Raw genomic sequence first — 16,280 nt, forward strand, 5'->3', positions numbered from 1 at the left:
TCGCCCCTGTCGGCGGGCGGCCGACGCGGGGGTCACACCTGGGGCGGCCGCGCCTCGTACGGAGTGGAGAGGACGACGGTGGTGCGGGTGGAGACGCCGGCGAGGGCGCGCAGCCGGCTCAGCAGGTGCTCCAGCTCCAGCGGGGTGGCGACGCGCACCTTGAGGATGTAGTTCTCGTCGCCGGCGACGCTGTGGCACGCCTCGATCTCCGGGACGCCCGCGAGCCGTTCGGCGATGTCGTCGGGGGCGCTGGGGTCGAACGGCTTCACCGAGATGAACGCGGTGAGCGGCAGCCCGACCGCCTCGGGGTCGACGACCGCGGCATAGCCGCGGATGACGCCCCGCTGCTCCAGGCGGCGCACCCGCTGGTGCACGGCCGACGTGGACAGGCCCGTGGCCTTGCCCAGGTCGGTGTAGCTCATCCGCCCGTCCTTGACGAGCAGCTGCACGATCTGTCGGTCCAGCTCCTCCATGCGGCGAACCTACAGGGCTCTTGATCCCCTCGGATACCTGAGCGCGCGAACGGGCCCACGCATCGGCGGGTTTCGCGCGCCCCGGCGGGCCTCCGTGCGACCGGCCCTCTCGCCTCCCCGCGACCAGGCAACTCCACTCGGCATGTGACGAATACCACAGTCCCGCAGCCGTGTCCGAAGGGATGCAACGATTACCTCCACGACGGGACGGGAAGTGCTTGCTGTGGTCGAGGCCGCAGCGCCTTGTCGGCCCACCCGAGGGGGAGAATCCCATGCAGAATGTGAAGCGCTCCGGCCGGTCTGCCCGTGCCAAGCAGCAGCCCGCCGCCGAGCCCGAGCCGGAGGGCGTCGAACCGGCTGACGCCTTTCTCGACTCCTACGACACCTTTGAGATGTACCGGGTGAACTGCCCCGACTGCGGGCAGCCCATCGCGCTCCTCGCGGACGAGGACGTCCTGCCGGAGCACGCGCTGTGCCCCACTCCGTGGAACCCGTTCGGGCTGACGGTCTGCGCCGGCACCGGCCGGGCGGCCACCGACGCCACGCCCGCCGACGAGTCGATGGAGGCTCAGGAGCAGGACACCGCCCTGCTGTTGACGCTCCCTCAGGGACTCGACTGGCGGACGCAGCCGTTCTCGCACGTGAACGGACCGGGCTCGCGCCCCAGGCGGGTGCCGGGACAGGACCGGCGAGCGGCCTGACGCACCGGCCGCGGCCGACACGACGACAGCCGCCGCGCCGGCCTCCGGATCAGGATCACCAGTAACTGCCCTGCACCATGGCGGTCAGACTGCCGTGGTGCAGGATCAGTGCGTCCGCAGCCTCCTCGGTCCCGGGCACCTCGGCCTCGCCGAAGTGGACCTGGCGGTAGGCGACGCGGAGCATGACGATCGCGTGCCGCAGCGCCGCGTACAGCGTGTAGAACTCCATGTCGCGCGGTGTGTGCCCGGTGAGCCGGGCGTACGCCTCCTCGACGCGGTCCCTGCGCAGGAAGTCCGGCAGCCCGGGCTGGCCGAAACTCACCGTCAGGTCCTGGAAGAAGCGGTGCAGATAGACCAGCCAGCCGAGGTCGACCTCGCGCGGGGCGAGGGAGGCCATCTCCCAGTCGAGGACGGCGGCGGGCTCGAAGCCGTCGTAGATGATGTTCCCGATGCGGGCGTCACCCCAGTTGAGGACGGGGGCTCCCTCGGTGCGGGGCCACAGCTCCTCCAGGCGGTCGAAGGCGCTCTCGATGAGGGGTGAGCGGCGCACTCCGCTCACCGCCCATGCGTAGTAGGCGCGTTGGGCGTCCACGTGCCGCCGCAAGGGGCTGCCCTCGCCCGGCAAGGCGAGGAACTCGGCTGCGGCGGGCGGCACTTGGTCGTGCAGCCGGGCGACGACCCCGACCGACGCCGCCTCCAGACGGGCGCGTTCGGCGTCGGTCGCCGCGTGCAGCCAATTGCCCTCGTACGTATAGGGCATGACGTCCGGCGGGACGCGGCCCTCGACCCGTTCCATGACGAAGAACGGGGCGCCGAGCGGGCCCGGGTCCTCCTCCAGCCACAGCACGCGCGGCACCGGCAGATCGGTGTGCTCGGCGACGAGCCGCATCGTGCGGTACTGGCGCGGCATGTCGTAGACGGGGAAGATCGTGTACGCCGCCGGGTCGGCCGCCACGCGCAACACGCAGGCCCTGACCGGCGTTTCGGGGTGTGCCACGGTGCAGAGCAGGGTCTCGCTGGACATGCCGTTGGATGCGGGCACGCTCACGTCGACCGCCTCGGCGCCGGGCAATCGGGTGCCGAGCCAGGCGGTGAGGCGGCGGGCGAGCTCCTCCGGTTCGCGCGTGGTGGTGCGGGGGCGGGGTGCCGTTGCCATCTTCCGTACTCCTTCCTCCGGCCTCCGGCCGGGCCCTCAGGGCGCCATGGAGTCGAATCCGGTGAAGCCGCTCGGGTCGTGGCGGCCGAAGCTGCCGTGCTCGAAGATGCCGTACCCCGTCTGCCCGTCGAGAGTGAAGCGGGCGGCGTGGTCGATGACTCCGTACGCGGCGAGAGGGTGGGCCGCGGGGTCCGACAGGTCGTAGGTGCGCCGGTCGGTCCAGTCGCGGCCACGCCAGGTGCCGTGCTGCCAGTCGTCGGCCGGCGGATAACCGGCGCCCACGGCCAGCGGCAGCGAGGCGAGCACCTCCACGCCGAGCTCCATCGGGCCCTTGCCGTCGGGGTCGGTGAGGTGGATGACGGCGCGTTCGGGGTGGCGGGTGCCGGAGCGGTAGGTGATGTCGGCCCGCGGCCAGCCGAGTTGGCGGTCGCGCACGCCGTGGCGGACGAGGGTGGCGTCGTTCAGGGTGCGGTAGCCGTCCGCGTCCTCCTGCGCGATGACCATGAGGAAGCGGTCCTCGAAACGCACCGGGCACCAGATCCAGTGGAAGCCCTCGGTGGCGAACTCCTCCTCCAGGAGCCCGCGTTCCTCGCCGGGGATGGGCCGCACACCCCAGCTGCGGTCGCGCGTCGCGGTCCACTCCTCCGGCGCCACGACCGTTTCCTCGCCGCCTGCCCTGATGACCCCGGAGGGCCGTCCGGCCTGCACGAAGCGGCGCCCTTCGAGGGTGAGCCGGTCGCCGCGCCGCTGGATGTGGTGCGGCTCCCACAGGGCGGGGAAGTCGGCGGTCCAGGTGAGGTCGTAGGAGAGCGACGCGGGGTCGTCGGGGTCGGCCGCGCACTGCAGCCGGATGCGGTGCAGCGGCTCGTCGACGGTGATGCGCAGCGGACCGACGCGGAGGCTCATCCGGTCCTCGCCGAGGGCGTCACTGGCGCGTACGGCGTGGAGCGTGTCCCCGGTGCGCAGGGTGGCGTAGGCGTCGATGATGCCGGTGTTGGGGTACACGCCGAGGCCGAGGATGAGCAGGGCGCGGCCCCGGTGGTCGAAGAGGTGGAAGATGCACCGGTCGTAGGCGTTGCGGTCGCCGGTCGCGACATGCTTCATGGAGAGCGGGACCTGGTGCACGGGGTATTCGTCGAGCGGGACCGGACGGTCGTCTGCCACGTCAAACCTCCCTGGTCACACGGCAGTTCAGGGTGCGGGAGGTGGTGGGGCCCTCCGGCGCGGAGTTGACGGTACGTCAGTTCCCGGGCCGGAGCCAGACGCGCGTCGGGCCGAGCCGTGCGCGCGGGCCGTCGCCGGACGCACGGACACATCGACGCACGGACACACCGACGCACGGATGCTCGATTCCCCGGGGCGGTGACTTCCGGGCGGCCCGCGGCGTTGGGTTTGCATGACCCCCACGGACACGGGTACCGACATGGGCCCGGCGCAGCTGCCCACCGGCCGTCGACGACGGACCCTGGTGGCGTTGTCCGCCCCCGCAGAATCGGTTCCCCAGCGGCCTCAGGAACCCCCGCAGTACCAGCCGCAGCACCAGGCTCCCCACCAGGCGTCACACCAGCCGCAGCACACGGCGGCCCACCCGTCGCCGCGCCCGGCCCCCTCGTACCAGCCCCCGCCGCACCAGCAGCCGGCCTACCAGCACGTGAGCCAGCCGCCCCACCAGCCGTATCAGCCCTACCAGCCCTACCAGCAGCCGCACTTCCAGGATCCGCCGATCTACGGCGCGCTGCTGCGCCACTGGGCCGACCGCGGCCGCACGCTGCCCGGCCGCCACGACCCGGAGTGGGTGCGGCTCGTGGCGCCGCCGGTGCACCGCGGTCAGTTCAGCGCGACTCGGGACCCACGAGGTGACGTGCGATGACCATGCGCTGGATCTGATTGGTGCCCTCGACGATCTGCAGCACCTTGGCCTCGCGCATGAGGCGCTCCGCGGGGAAGTCCACGGTGTAGCCGTACCCGCCGAGGATCTGCACGGCGTCCGTCGTCACCTTCATCGCGGCGTCCGTGCACAGCAGCTTGGCCATGGCCGCCTGCTTGGCGAACGGCCGTCCCGCGTCACGGAGCCGGGCCGCGGCCAGATAGAGCGCCCGTCCCGCCTCGATCTGCGTCGCCATGTCCGCGAGCATGAAGCGCAGCCCCTGGAAGTCCGCGATGGGCTTGCCGAACTGCCGGCGCTGCGCGGCGTACCCGGCCGCCTCGTCGAGCGCCGCCTGGGCCACGCCGATCGCACAGGCCGCGATGCCGAGCCGCCCCGAGTCGAGCGCGGAGAGCGCGATGGCGAAGCCCTGCCCCTCGTCGCCGACGCGCCGGGAGTCCGGCACGCGCACGCCGTCGAAGTGGACCTGGGCGGTGGGCGAGCCCTTCATGCCCATCTTCTTCTCCGGCGCCGCGGCGCTCAGGCCCTCCGCGTCCCCCGGCACCAGGAAGGCCGTGACACCGCGGGCGCCCTCACCGCCGGTCCTGGCCATCACCGTGTAGAAGTCGGCGATGCCGCCGTGCGTGATCCACGCCTTGGTGCCGGAGATGACCCAGTCGTCGCCGTCCCTGACGGCCTTGGTGCGCAGCGACGCCGCGTCCGACCCGGAGGAGGGCTCGGAGAGGCAGTACGCGCCGAGGAGGCCGCCGCCGAGCATGGCGGACAGATGGTCGCTCTGCTGCTGTTTGGTGCCGTAGTTCGCGAGCGCGTGGCAGGACAGGGAGTGCACGCTGACGCCGAGACCGACGGTCAGACGGGCCGCGGCGAGCTCTTCGAGGACCTGCAGATACACCTCGTACGGCTGGTCGCCGCCGCCGAACTCCGCGTCGTAGGGCAGTCCGAGCAGGCCCGACTCGGAGAGCAGGGTGAAGACCTCGCGCGGGAAGCGTCCCGCGTCCTCCTCCTCGGCCGCCTTCGGGGCGATCTCGCGCTGGGCGATGTCCCGGACCAGCGAGAGCAGATCCCTGGCCTCATCCGTGGGCAGCTGCCGCTCCACCGACTGCGTGATGTGGTCGGGCATGACGCTCTCCTCCCTGTGGGGCTGCGGCGGACGCCCGCGCTGGGTGGGGCGGCGCCGCCGGGAAACGATGCCCAGCCAGGGTCTCCTTCCGGGTCACGGAAGCAGCTGACCAGCGGCTGTGGCGCGTTGAGTATGCCCGATCGGCGGCAGCCCGTCACTAGTTAACGACCGCTTACTCGAAAGATAGCCGAAGATCGGCGATGGCGGCCCGATTGGTACGAACCATTGACCGCACTGGTCTAGTCCTCCTACTGTTCCCCCGAACGTCTTAACGCGTTCATGCCAAGTGTCACAGGTCCACAGCAGCACCTCCCCCGCCCTGTTTCCCCCCACGAGGAGACACGATGCTCAGACCGCACACCTCCCGCACCCCCTTCCGGGCGCTCCTGGCCACCACCTGTTGCGCCGCCCTCGGCGCCGGTCTGCTGGCCGGCGCGGGCAGCGCCGCCGCCGAGCAGGACGCGGCCCCCGCGACGAAGGCCGCCGCCGGCTCCAAGGTCGTCGGCTACTTCACCGAATGGGGCGTCTACGACCGGAATTACCACGTCAAGAACGTCGAGACATCCGGCTCGGCCGCCAAGCTCACGCACATCAACTACGCCTTCGGCAACGTCCAGGGCGGCAAGTGCACGATGGGCGACGCCTACGCGGCGACCGACAAGGCCTACACCGCGGACCAGTCCGTGGACGGCGTCGCGGACACCTGGGACCAGCCCCTGCGCGGCAACTTCAACCAGCTGCGCAAGCTGAAGAAGAAGCACCCGAACCTCAAGGTCCTCTGGTCCTTCGGCGGTTGGACCTGGTCGGGCGGCTTCACCGAGGCGGCGAAGAACCCGGCCGCCTTCGCGCAGTCCTGCTACGACCTGGTCGAGAACTCCAAGTGGGCCGATGTCTTCGACGGCATCGACATCGACTGGGAGTACCCCAACGCCTGCGGTCTGACCTGCGACACCAGCGGGCGCGCCGCGTACAAGAACCTGATGTCCGCGGTCCGTTCGAAGTTCGGCTCCAAGAACCTGGTGACCGCGGCGATACCGGCGGACGCCGAGGCGGGCGGCAAGATCGACGCCGCGGACTACGCGGGCGCCGCCCAGTACGTCGACTGGTACAACCCGATGACGTACGACTACTTCGGCGCCTGGGACGCGAAGGGCCCGACCGCCCCGCACTCGCCGCTGACCGCGTACAACGGCATCCCGAAGGCGTCCTGGAACTCCGACGCCACCATCAAGAAGCTGAAGGGGCTCGGCATCCCGGCCCAGAAGCTGCTGCTCGGCATCGGCTTCTACGGCCGCGGCTGGACGGGCGTCACGCAGAAGGAGCCCGGCGGCACCGCGACCGGCCCCGCCGCGGGCAAGTACGAGCAGGGCATCGACGACTACAAGGTGCTCAAGACCAAGTGCCCGGCCAACGGCACGGTCGGCGGGACCGCGTACGCGCACTGCGGCAACAACTGGTGGAGCTACGACACCCCGGCGACCATCGCGGGGAAGATGAACTACAAGAACCAGCAGGGCCTCGGCGGCACCTTCTTCTGGGAGTTGAGCGGGGACACGTCGAACGGTGAGCTGATCAAGGCCATCAACTGACCTGACCCACACGGGACATGGGGCGGGAACCGGCCGGTTCCCGCCCCGTTCCCGTGCGACCGCTCAGGGGCGCACGGGCGCCGGGTAGGACGGCTCGAAGTCCTCGATGACCCGCAGCGTGTCCCCGAGGGTGCGCACCAGGAGCGCGCAGACCGTCTCGCGTGTCAGCTCGTGGTGGCCGATCCAGTCGAGCGTGATGCCCTCCACGCTGCACAGCCAGCCGAGCAGCGCGGTGCGCGCCAGTCGCGGTATGTCCCCCTGGCCGTACGCGCCTTCGGCGATCGCCGTGATCAGCGCCTCGCGCACCCCGTCCCGTATGGCGTGCACCTCGGCGTCGAAGCCGACGCCGCCGCTGATGATCGTGCGGTAGGCCGCCTGGTGGTGCTCGGCGTAGCGCAGATAGCCGTCGATGGTGTGCTGCACCCGCTGCACGGGCGGCAGGTCGTCGTGCCGTCCCGCGCGGGCCACCAGATCGGCGACGGAGTCCTCGATGATCGCGAGGTAGTAGCCGCGCTTGGACTTGAAGTAGTAGTAGATCAGCCCTTTGGCGACGCCCGCCTGCTTCGCGATGTCGTCCATCGACAGGGCGTCGTAGGACGTGTCGGCGAACAGCTTCCGGCCGATGGTGATGAGTTCGCCGCGGCGCGCCGCGGAGCGGTCGGTACCGCGCTGTTGACTATTATTCAATTTCGGCCCTAGTCTCCAACTGCCTCGGGATGTCCGCAGTATGGCAGACCAGTGCCTCCTGCCGGCCGGGCTCACGACGGCACTTCACGCACTCCCCTTACGCACGCTTTGACGACGCGGAACGACGTACGGGAGGAAGACAGTGGGCGCAGCACGCACCGCGTTACGCGAGGGCAGGACCTCCTGGAAGAAGACGGCCGTGGTGGCTCTGCCGGCCGTCCTGGCCGTCGGTGTGATGGCCTCCGTGATGGCCGAGGGCGCGCTCGCCGCGTCCTTCGCCGTCTCCGGCACCAGCTTCCAGGTCTCGTCCGGCAAACTGACCAGCGAGGGCCTGTCCTCGTACGTCCAGACGGACCGCGACATCGACGGCAAGGGGCACCCGGTGGCGCTCCTCGGGATCGGTGACGCGAGCCTCTCCGACATCTGCCAGGCCGCCGAGGTGAAGACCCCCGTCGGGACCGTCGTGTTCAAACTGACCGCGGGCGGCGACGCGGGCAAGGTCACCGCGAGCAACCTGATCATCGACGGCGAGGACCTGGTGGGCGACGCCCGCTTCGGCACCGCCGAGATCGGCCGGGACGCCTCGACGCTCGACGAGGTGCCCGGGGTGAAGGGCGAGAAGGGCAAGTTCGGGCTGCAGGCCGGGGACATCGAGGTGGCCGGTGTGCGGTCGCACGCGTGGTCGGCGACCGGCGGCAACTTCCGGCTCAAGGGCATGCGGGTCGACGTCAGCCTCGGCGGCAAGAAGTGCTTCTGACCGGCGGCGGACGCCGCGGCGTCCGCCCCTTCGGCAGGGACGGCGGCGGTCCGCTCGACCGGCGGCTGCCCTGGCCCGAGCAGCGCCGGGTGGTCCGCAGATGGCGGCGGACCCGGCCGTTCTGGGGCGGGCTGCTGCTGATGCTCGGCGGCGCCGAGATGCTCCTGATCCCGCTCTCGCCGCTCACCGTGCTCGTCAGCCTGGGACTCGGCGGGATCGCGGCGCTCGGCATCGGGATCGCGCTGGTGGTGGCGGGGCTCTTCCTGTGGCTGCTGCCGCACACGCACCACTACGTGAGCGTCAACGCCCTGATCCTGTCGGTGATCTCGTTCGCGGCCACCAACCTCGGCGGGTTCCTGGTCGGCATGCTGCTCGGGATCGCGGGCAGCGCCATGGGGTTCGGCTGGACGCCGGTGCCCCAGGACGCCGAGGAGGATCCGGCGCGCCCCAGGGTCCGGGACGGGCAGGGCACGCGGACGCTCGGCGTGCTGCTGCCGGTGGCGATGGTCGCCGGGCTCGTGGCGCACGGGAGTCCGGCGCGGGCGGCCCCCTCGGACGCGGTCGTGGCGGCGCGGGTGCCGCCGACCGTCACCACGACGCTCTTCGCGCCGCAGGGCTTCCTGCTGGCGGGCGTCCGGGAGATCCCGACCGCGGACGGGCCGCTGAAGGTCATGGTGCTGCGGATGCGGGCCGCCTCGCTCACCGACTACGCGCTCACGACGCGGGACGGCAGCGAGGAACTCGCCCTGGGCGCCGACACGTTGGACCTCAGCGGCGACGTCACGCTCTATTTGACCAAGTTCAAGGGGTGCCTGGAGGGCGTCCTCTGCCTCACCTTCACGCCCGACAAGCTGCCGGTGCCGCCCGTCGTGCCGCCCTTCGTCTTCATGACCGACGTGAGCGCCGAACAGGCCCTGGTCACCTCCGACTCGATCGTGGCGGGCGGACTCTCGCTGAAGGCCGCGCCATGAGGGGTCCGGCATGATCCAGATCCAGGCCGCGCTCTTCTGGGCGTACGCGATCGGCGCGACGTTCGCCGTGTCGGCCGGGCGGCAGCTGCAGGTGTGGGAGCGGATCAACGCGGGCGAGGGCCCGCGCACCCGCAGCCGCGCCGCCAACCCCTACCTCTCCCTCACCGCGCTCTTCGCCGCCGTCCTGATGGTGCCGACGGGGCTCTTCCTGCTGTGGCAGAACCCGTCCTGGGCGACCATGCACGTGGCCGGCGGCCATGCGGACGTGTGGGCGGGGTTCGTGCTCCTCTACGCGGGCGGGATCCCGGTGGCCGCGATCCTCGGGTTCCTCGTGGCGCAGGCACTGGTGCTCGTGGGCGCCGGCTACTGGGCGTACCTGCAGTGTGTCGGCGGGTACTTCCTGCTGTTCGGGACGTTGATCCACGGCTGGGACGGCAGCGGGTACGAGCGCTTCCTCTCCCCCGGCGCGGGCGACTTCGCCTACTGGCCGAAGGACAGCGTCGTCAACCACGTACTGGACTTCGTGACGTCCGGGACGTTCCTCGCGCTGCTGCTTTTCGGGGCCGCGGTGATCGGCACCATGCTGATCACCGAGATCGGTTGGCTGATGGAGGGCTGGTCGCTGCCGGGCGCCGACGAGGACCGCAAGGTGCCGCGGCTCCTCGGCATCGTCATCGCGGCGGCCGGGGTGTACGGGCTGCCGTTCGTGGGCGCGCTCTTCGCGAGTGTGCTGGTGCGCCTCGTCGGCGGGTGGCTCGGCCTCCCGCTGTTCGCGGCGACGGCCGGCGTGGTCCTGCTGCACGGGCGCTCGCCGGTGCGGTGGCTCTACGGCCTGGTGGGCGTGCCCGGCCGGCACTGGCGGGCCGGGCTCGACGCGCAGGAGAGCGACGTCACAGCAGACCGGTCTGGGTGACGAGCATCGCGAGGACGACGACGAGGGCCCAGCCGGCGAGGTGCTCGAGGATCTTCGGCGCGTCGTCCTTGGGGCCGCCGGTGCGGGCGGTCGCGCGGACTGCGGTGGCGGAGGTCGCGGTCATGTCTGTCTCACTGACGTTCGGCTGGCAGGGCGTTCCCCCACGCGGTCCTCGGCGGTGACTCCCCCCGCGGGACCTCTTCCACCTTGCCACCGCATCGCCTCGTCGCGGGAGAGACGTTGGTCACGCCACAACTCGGACGTGGTGCCGCGCGTCTAACCACGGACGGCGGGTGCCGCTCCCGTCCGTTCGCCCGCGCACCGTACGACCGAGAGGTTCCCGATGAGCACGAACAGGACGACGCCCCGCCCGCACCGCAGAGGCCGGCTCGCCCTCGCGGCCGCGATCACCGCGGCGGCCGCCCTCACCGCACCCGTCTCGCAGGCCGCCCCCGCACCCGCCGAGAAGCCGTCGCCCGGCGCGCCCGGCCTCGGCGACCCGATGTTCCCGCTGGACGGGAACGGCGGGTACCGGGTGGACCGTTACTACCTGGACTTCGACTGGCAGGCGCCGAAGACCCCGTTCGAGGCGACCACGACGATCAAGGCACGCTCCACGCAGGCGCTGTCCCGCTTCAATCTGGACTTCGGCGGCAACACGCTGCACACCGTCACCGTGAACGGCTCGGCGGCGGACGCCTCGCGCGCCGGTGACGAACTGACGGTCACGCCCAAGTCCCCGATAGCGAACGGCAGTTCCTTCACGGTCAAGGTCACGTACACCGCCGATCCGACGCAGACCCGGCACCGCGACGACGCGATCGAGGACTACGGCTGGATCCCCACGCCGGACGGCACGGTGGTCTACCCCCAGCCGAACGGCGCCCGGTTGATCTTCCCGGCCGACGACCACCCGAGCCGGCGCGCGCCCATCACCTTCCGCATCACGACGCCGGGCGACCGGACGGCCGTCGCCAACGGCCGGCTCACCTCGCGCACCGAGCGCCCCGACGGCCGGGTGCGCTGGACGTACGACTCCGAACAGCCGCTCTCCACACAGCTGGTGCAGCTGGCGATCGGCAAGTTCCGGATGGTCGACGGCAAGGGGCCGGGCGGCCTCCCGCTGCGCGACGTCGTCCCGGACGACCTGGTCGAGCCGACGGCCGCGTACCGCAAGCTCACGTCGGACCACCTCGCGTGGCTGCAGGAGAAGCTCGGTCCCTACCCCTTTAACCGCTACGGCCTCCTGGTCGGCGACACCGACCTCGCCGTGGCCCTGGAGACGCAGACCCTCTCGCTCATCCCGAAGGCGGACCTGCTCGGCACGCGGGTGGACGCCGAGCGGAACATGGTGCACGAGCTGACCCACCAGTGGTTCGGCGACAGCGTGGCCCTCAAGAGCTGGTCCGACCTGTGGCTGAGCGAGGGGCACGCCCGCTTCTACGAGCGGGAGTACTCCGAGCAGCACGGCGGGGACAGCTTCGAGGCGGCCATGAAGACCGCCTACCAAGCCCACGACCAGTGGCGCAAGGACTACGGCGCCCCGGCCGAGCCCACCGAGCCGAACCTCTTCAAGCGCATGCGTTACGACGGCTCGGCCCTGGTCCTGTACGCGCTGCGCGAGCAGGTCGGCGACGCGGCGTTCCAGCGGATCGAGCGCGCCTGGGTGTCCGGCTTCAAGGGGCGCACGGCGAGCACACAGGACTTCGTCGAGCTGGCCTCGAAGGTCGCGGGCGAGGACCTGGAGGGCTTCCTGCACCCGTGGCTGTACGGCACGAAGACCCCGCCGATGCCGGGGCACCCGGACTGGGTGGTGGACCCGGCGACGTGATCCGGGCGGCGCTCGCGCCCGAAATGCGCTCTTTCGTCGCACCTCTTAGCGTGGGGGCAACCCCGACCAGAGGAGCCGTCATGGGCGACAACGCCATGGACAAGGCAAAGGGCAAGGCCAAGGAAATGATGGGCAAGGCGTCCGGCAACGACCGGATGGCCGCCGAGGGCAAGACCGATCAGGCCAAGGGCAAGGCCAAGGGCGCCGCGGACGACATGCGGGACAAGGCCGAGGGCATGCGCGACTCGCTGCGGGACCGCGACGACCGCTGACCCGGCGTGTGCCCGTCCTCCTTCCGGGGAGGGCGGGCACACGTATGCCCGCGACCCCCGACCCGGGGACCGCCTCGGCCGGACCTCATCGCCGCGCCGCGAAGCGCGGGCAGACCACGTGCAGCCGGACCAGGGCTCCGGCCGCCGACGCGCCATGGATGGCGTGGGTGCTGTACGGCTGCCCCGGAAGGATCGGCCGGTCACAGCGGGCGCAGAGCATCACGGGCCTCCCGTACCTGCTGTCGCAGCAGCCTGCCCTTGGGGCAGTACTGGAGGCGCCGGCAGGCACCGCACTGGTCGAGGTGGTCGAGAAGCTTCCCCTGCCTCTCGGCGGCGGTGGCACGCGTCACGTCACGCCTCCGGCCGCGCACGACGGGCAGGACCGCGGGAACACGTCGGCGCGATGGTCGACGGCCGCGTCCGGCCGGCTGCCGAGATCGACCGCGGTGGCGTTGTCGAGCGCCACCCCGCACGCGACGCACGCACGGCCGCGGCGCTGCAGATCGCTCAGTTCCGACAGGGCCGGGGGTTGCTGCACATCCATAGGAATCCCGCATTCGTAGTTCAGGTGTGACGTGACCGTAGAACGCGGTACCTCCGGGCGCCGTGCGCATCATGCGCGTGTTGTCCCCCGGAAGGTCAGGATCCGCTTCTGCCCCGGTCGAGTCCCGCCGGAACCTCGCCGCACGGCCCGGCGCCCCTCATTACGCTGTCGCAGTGACGCCGATCCGCCGACGGCGCCGCGTGGGGCACGGACGAAGGGCGCGGGCGAGTGCACGGACAAGTGCGGCCGGACACGGAGGGCTGGGACGGCTGGGCGCCGGTGCAGGCGGCCTGGCGGACCGTCGTCGAAGGGGTCACCGGCGCGATGGCCTACATCGTCGACAAGCACTGGGACGTCATGGCGTGCAACGCCGAGTTCCGGTCCCTCTTCCCCGACCGGCGGCCGCCCACCAACATCATGCGGTGGATGCTGCTCGAAGCCCGCGCCCGCGAGGAGACGCTCCTGAACTGGGCCGAGGACTGGGCGCGCGGCGCCTGCCCCGCGGTCAGGCGGGCCGTCACCGCCCACCCGGCCGACCCCGCCCTCGTCGACCTGGCCCACGACGTCCGCCACGACCCCGTCGCCGGGCCCATCTACCTGGCGACGGCGCGCTCGCACGCGCTACACCCCGACGGCGCGGTGCGCCAGATCAACCACGCCGTGGACGGTCCCGGCTGGGTGGTCGCGACCGCCGCGAGCCCGCTCCCGGAGATCGCCGCCCAGTTCGTGATGATGCGGTACCGGCCGGGCCCGACCCGGCCCCACCAGCCGCCGCCCCTGAGCACGGACACCGCCCGCCGGTGACTTCGCGCGGGTGACGCGCGTGACAGGTACGACAGGCGCGTGAGCGGTGGGGCGGGCGCCCGTGCCGCGGGCGCCCGCTCCCGGACGGCTCAGCCGATCCCGACCCCGGCCAGCGCGGCACGCTGCCGCGCGGACAGCTTCGTCGGGAAGTAGAGGTAGCAGACGCCGCCCGTGCCCGACACCACCTTGCCCGAGGCGTTGTAGCGCTTCGTGCGGAGCCAGATGTTCTCGAACTCACGGCGCTTGTAGACGCGGCGCACCGCCGCGTCGCTCGGCGACGCCGGGTCGTTGGCGATCACGTCGCCGTCCGCCGTGAAGCCGATGACCGTCATCAGGTGGCCCGCCGTTCCATAACCCGCACCGGTCAGCTCCTCCTTGAGGAACGACTGGGACGTTATGGCCGGGATGCCCGCGGCGATCAGCGACTCCAGCTCGGTGAGCGAGGCGAGCCGGGTCACCACGCCCTGCATGTCCCGGTACGTCGCCGCGTACGCCGCGTTGAAGGGCCAGTTGCCGCAGCCGTTGTACTGGTAGTCGAACGTGAAGCGGGCCGCGTGGCACACCTGCGGGTCGGCGTACGAGGGGTCGACCCAGGCCAGCTGCTCGGCGGTCGGCTCGCGCCCCCAGTACTCGATGATCATCTGCGAGGACGTGGGGCTGCACCAGGCCTCGCCGCCGTTGTCGTACTCCGGGTACTGCCCCGCGTGGATCTCCTGCGAGTAGCGCGGCACCGCGAGCTCCTTGGCGAGGCCCGGCTTCGACGCGGGGACCGTGAAGCGGTCGGGCACCGCCGAGGCCATCGCGCCGAGCCGCCACACCGTGGGCGTCGCCTTGGCGCCCGGCTTGCGGTACAGGGTCAGGCGCAGCTGGTACGAGACGACGCGCGGCCCCGCGTCCGCGTCGTCCAGGGAGAGCGTGTCCGTCCAGACCGTGGACTTGCCGTCGGTCTGGTCGTCGACCGAGGTCCGCCGGATGTCGGTCTCCTTGTCGTCGCCCGCGGTCCAGCGCCCCATCACGTACCAGGGCGTCTTCGTCCCGTCCGCGTACGTGCCGCGCAGCTCGACCTGGAGCCAGGTGCCCGCCGGGGTGGCCGCGTTCCAGGACGCGATGACCTCCGTCGCGGGGACGGTGGAGCGGTGGACGGGCGATGTCCAGCGCGCGTACTCCCAGGTGGCGGTCCTGCCGGTGTGCGGGTCGGTGTAGTCGGTGCGGCCGGCGGGCCGCGCGATCCGCAGGCCGGGACGGCCCGCGGTGACGGGGGCGGTGCCCTCGGCGGTGCCGGTGTGCCAGTCCTTGCCCGTGACCCAGAAGCGGTTGTCCACGAGGCGGTCCGCGCGCGGGGCGCGGCCCCGGTCGGGTGCGGCCCCGGGGACCCCGGTGGCTCCGGCGGCCAGGGCGGGAGCGGCGGTCGCCGCGAGGGCGGCCACGGCGGCGGCCGTGGCGAGGACGGTTCTGCGGGACATGTCGTCCGCTCGGTCTGCTCGGTGGTGCGCTTGGGCTGCTCGGTCTGTCGCGGCCGCTCGGTCTGTCTTGCCTGCTCTGCCAGCTCGGTCCATGAGGGGACCCCCAGTCGACGTGGTTTCCGGCGGGATCCGGAAGGTCGGGTCAGGTGCACGGAAGTGGGCCAACTATGGCGGTTCCCGGCCGACTTCTGCCAGCGCTCCGGGCACTGCCGCGCCCACCAATATTGGCCTCAACCAATGGCATGACCTGCGGCGGCGCGCGGAACACATCCTTCCGCCGCTCTGCCGTCGCCGGGCTCGCGCGGTCGTACCCTTGCCCGTGATGACCGGACAGCACCCGCACCCGCCGCTCCCCCGCCTCGCCGACGCGCTGCGCAGGCTGCCGCCCTCCTGCGGCCCCGTCCGGCTGATCGCCGTGGACGGGCACGCCGGCTCGGGCAAGTCCACGTTCGCCCGGCGCCTCGCCGGGGCGCTCGGCGGCGCGCCCGTCCTGCGGCTCGACGACATCGCGAGCCACACCGAGCTGTTCGCCTGGACGGAGCGGCTGCGGCGGCAGGTCGTCGAGCCGCTCTCCCGGGGCGAGACGGCGCTCTACGCGACGTACGACTGGCACGAGCGGCGCTTCGGCCCCGCCGACACACCCCTGCCGGCCGCGCCCGTCGTGATCGTCGAGGGCGTCGGGGCGGGCCGCGGGGCGCTGCGCCCGCACCTCGCCGCGGTGCTGTGGATGGACGTGCCGCAGGAGGAGGCGTGGCAGCGGGGGCGCCGCCGGGACGGGGCGGTCCAGCGCGACTTCTGGGACGGCTGGGAACCCGCGGAGCGCCGGCACTTCGCCGAGGACCCCTCACGACCGTTCGCGCACCTTTTGGTACGGCAGTGCCCGGAGGGATACGAGGTGTTGACCGGGCCCGGTGGGGCGCCTGCGGGCCTCCAGGGCGTCACGCAGAGTGAGGGGCCGTCGGCGGTCCGCTGAACCCCCGTAAGAGCGCTCCCAGTTGATCTCGCGAGTTTGGGCGAGTGCCTCAACTCTGCTTGACCGAGGGCCCTTACAGGACTTACGTTCTGAATGTGCGGTCTTTCGGACCGCCCGCAGACACGAAGCCCCCGGTTGTTC

General features: G+C 71.8%; 19 protein-coding genes. 10 read left to right on the forward strand and 9 right to left on the reverse strand.

Annotated elements, in window-relative coordinates; translation table 11 throughout:
* Window positions 1–32: 32 nt before the first annotated feature.
* Window positions 33–473 (reverse strand): Lrp/AsnC family transcriptional regulator, encoded by a 441-nt coding sequence (locus ACZ6CV_RS29935; RefSeq protein WP_030789227.1) that lies wholly within the window; start codon window positions 471–473, stop codon window positions 33–35.
* Between the two features lie 272 nt (window positions 474–745).
* On the opposite strand from ACZ6CV_RS29935, the gene ACZ6CV_RS29940 reads away from it, so the two are divergent.
* The gene (locus ACZ6CV_RS29940) at window positions 746–1,174 is read left to right on the forward strand and encodes a hypothetical protein (protein ID WP_469254052.1); all 429 of its coding nucleotides are present in this window, start codon (window positions 746–748) and stop codon (window positions 1,172–1,174) included.
* Window positions 1,175–1,229: 55 nt separating this feature from the next.
* On the opposite strand, the gene ACZ6CV_RS29945 is transcribed toward ACZ6CV_RS29940, so the two are convergent.
* The gene (locus ACZ6CV_RS29945) at window positions 1,230–2,330 is read right to left on the reverse strand and encodes a phosphotransferase family protein (protein ID WP_469254053.1); all 1,101 of its coding nucleotides are present in this window, start codon (window positions 2,328–2,330) and stop codon (window positions 1,230–1,232) included.
* Between the two features lie 36 nt (window positions 2,331–2,366).
* On the reverse strand, window positions 2,367–3,494 hold the full coding sequence (locus tag ACZ6CV_RS29950) for an Rv3169 family protein (RefSeq protein WP_469254055.1): 1,128 nt from the start codon (window positions 3,492–3,494) through the stop codon (window positions 2,367–2,369).
* 232 nt (window positions 3,495–3,726) lie between these two features.
* Here ACZ6CV_RS29950 and ACZ6CV_RS29955 point away from each other — a divergent pair, with 232 nt between their 5' ends.
* Window positions 3,727–4,200 carry a hypothetical protein gene (locus tag ACZ6CV_RS29955; RefSeq protein ID WP_469254057.1) on the forward strand — a complete coding sequence of 158 codons (474 nt, stop codon included), beginning with the start codon at window positions 3,727–3,729 and terminating at the stop codon, window positions 4,198–4,200.
* Here ACZ6CV_RS29955 and ACZ6CV_RS29960 read toward each other — a convergent pair.
* Entirely contained in the window at window positions 4,163–5,335 is a 1,173-nt protein-coding gene (locus ACZ6CV_RS29960; RefSeq protein WP_469254058.1) for an acyl-CoA dehydrogenase family protein, read from the reverse strand. The genes ACZ6CV_RS29955 and ACZ6CV_RS29960 overlap by 38 nt on opposite strands.
* Window positions 5,336–5,679: 344 nt before the next feature.
* On the opposite strand from ACZ6CV_RS29960, the gene ACZ6CV_RS29965 reads away from it, so the two are divergent.
* Entirely contained in the window at window positions 5,680–6,924 is a 1,245-nt protein-coding gene (locus ACZ6CV_RS29965; RefSeq protein WP_469254059.1) for a glycoside hydrolase family 18 protein, read from the forward strand.
* Window positions 6,925–6,987: 63 nt separating this feature from the next.
* Here the strand turns inward: ACZ6CV_RS29965 and ACZ6CV_RS29970 are convergent, their stop codons facing one another.
* Window positions 6,988–7,611 carry a TetR/AcrR family transcriptional regulator gene (locus ACZ6CV_RS29970; RefSeq protein ID WP_362371765.1) on the reverse strand — a complete coding sequence of 208 codons (624 nt, stop codon included), beginning with the start codon at window positions 7,609–7,611 and terminating at the stop codon, window positions 6,988–6,990.
* Between the two features lie 235 nt (window positions 7,612–7,846).
* Between ACZ6CV_RS29970 and ACZ6CV_RS29975 the strand changes: the two genes are divergently transcribed.
* The 3 genes from ACZ6CV_RS29975 to ACZ6CV_RS29985 are packed head-to-tail and all read left to right on the forward strand — an operon-like array spanning window position 7,847 to window position 10,252.
* Window positions 7,847–8,368, forward strand: a complete 522-nt coding sequence (locus ACZ6CV_RS29975; RefSeq protein WP_469254204.1) for a DUF6230 family protein — start codon at window positions 7,847–7,849, stop codon at window positions 8,366–8,368.
* Window positions 8,359–9,339 (forward strand): DUF6114 domain-containing protein, encoded by a 981-nt coding sequence (locus tag ACZ6CV_RS29980; RefSeq protein WP_469254061.1) that lies wholly within the window; start codon window positions 8,359–8,361, stop codon window positions 9,337–9,339. The genes ACZ6CV_RS29975 and ACZ6CV_RS29980 overlap by 10 nt, the downstream gene beginning before the upstream one ends.
* 10 nt (window positions 9,340–9,349) lie before the next feature.
* The gene (locus ACZ6CV_RS29985) at window positions 9,350–10,252 is read left to right on the forward strand and encodes a hypothetical protein (RefSeq protein ID WP_469254063.1); all 903 of its coding nucleotides are present in this window, start codon (window positions 9,350–9,352) and stop codon (window positions 10,250–10,252) included.
* On the opposite strand, the gene ACZ6CV_RS29990 is transcribed toward ACZ6CV_RS29985, so the two are convergent.
* Window positions 10,230–10,376 (reverse strand): SCO1431 family membrane protein, encoded by a 147-nt coding sequence (locus ACZ6CV_RS29990; RefSeq protein WP_355819425.1) that lies wholly within the window; start codon window positions 10,374–10,376, stop codon window positions 10,230–10,232. The genes ACZ6CV_RS29985 and ACZ6CV_RS29990 overlap by 23 nt on opposite strands.
* A gap of 219 nt (window positions 10,377–10,595) precedes the next feature.
* Between ACZ6CV_RS29990 and ACZ6CV_RS29995 the strand changes: the two genes are divergently transcribed.
* Together ACZ6CV_RS29995 and ACZ6CV_RS30000 are read left to right on the forward strand one after the other, a co-directional pair.
* Window positions 10,596–12,083 (forward strand): M1 family metallopeptidase, encoded by a 1,488-nt coding sequence (locus ACZ6CV_RS29995; RefSeq protein WP_469254065.1) that lies wholly within the window; start codon window positions 10,596–10,598, stop codon window positions 12,081–12,083.
* A gap of 80 nt (window positions 12,084–12,163) precedes the next feature.
* Window positions 12,164–12,355, forward strand: coding sequence for a CsbD family protein (locus tag ACZ6CV_RS30000; protein WP_362371753.1), 192 nt, complete (start codon window positions 12,164–12,166; stop codon window positions 12,353–12,355).
* A 200-nt stretch (window positions 12,356–12,555) separates the two neighbouring features.
* On the opposite strand, the gene ACZ6CV_RS30005 is transcribed toward ACZ6CV_RS30000, so the two are convergent.
* Both ACZ6CV_RS30005 and ACZ6CV_RS30010 read right to left on the reverse strand, forming a co-directional pair.
* Window positions 12,556–12,705, reverse strand: a complete 150-nt coding sequence (locus tag ACZ6CV_RS30005; RefSeq protein ID WP_469254067.1) for a hypothetical protein — start codon at window positions 12,703–12,705, stop codon at window positions 12,556–12,558.
* The gene (locus ACZ6CV_RS30010) at window positions 12,702–12,899 is read right to left on the reverse strand and encodes a hypothetical protein (protein ID WP_469254069.1); all 198 of its coding nucleotides are present in this window, start codon (window positions 12,897–12,899) and stop codon (window positions 12,702–12,704) included. Before ACZ6CV_RS30010 ends, ACZ6CV_RS30005 begins: the two co-directional genes overlap by 4 nt.
* Before the next feature lie 228 nt (window positions 12,900–13,127).
* Between ACZ6CV_RS30010 and ACZ6CV_RS30015 the strand changes: the two genes are divergently transcribed.
* A complete protein-coding gene (locus ACZ6CV_RS30015) occupies window positions 13,128–13,703 on the forward strand; it encodes an MmyB family transcriptional regulator (RefSeq protein WP_469254070.1) in 576 nt (191 codons plus the stop codon).
* Between the two features lie 89 nt (window positions 13,704–13,792).
* Here the strand turns inward: ACZ6CV_RS30015 and ACZ6CV_RS30020 are convergent, their stop codons facing one another.
* Complete coding sequence (locus ACZ6CV_RS30020) at window positions 13,793–15,166, reverse strand: peptidase C39 family protein (protein WP_469254072.1); 1,374 nt, start codon at window positions 15,164–15,166, stop codon at window positions 13,793–13,795.
* Window positions 15,167–15,488: 322 nt separating this feature from the next.
* Here ACZ6CV_RS30020 and ACZ6CV_RS30025 point away from each other — a divergent pair, with 322 nt between their 5' ends.
* Window positions 15,489–16,139: a uridine kinase family protein gene (locus ACZ6CV_RS30025; protein WP_469254073.1), complete on the forward strand. Its 651-nt coding sequence runs from the start codon at window positions 15,489–15,491 to the stop codon at window positions 16,137–16,139.
* Window positions 16,140–16,280 lie beyond the last annotated feature (141 nt).

This window comes from Streptomyces sp. NPDC041713, assembly GCF_055591085.1.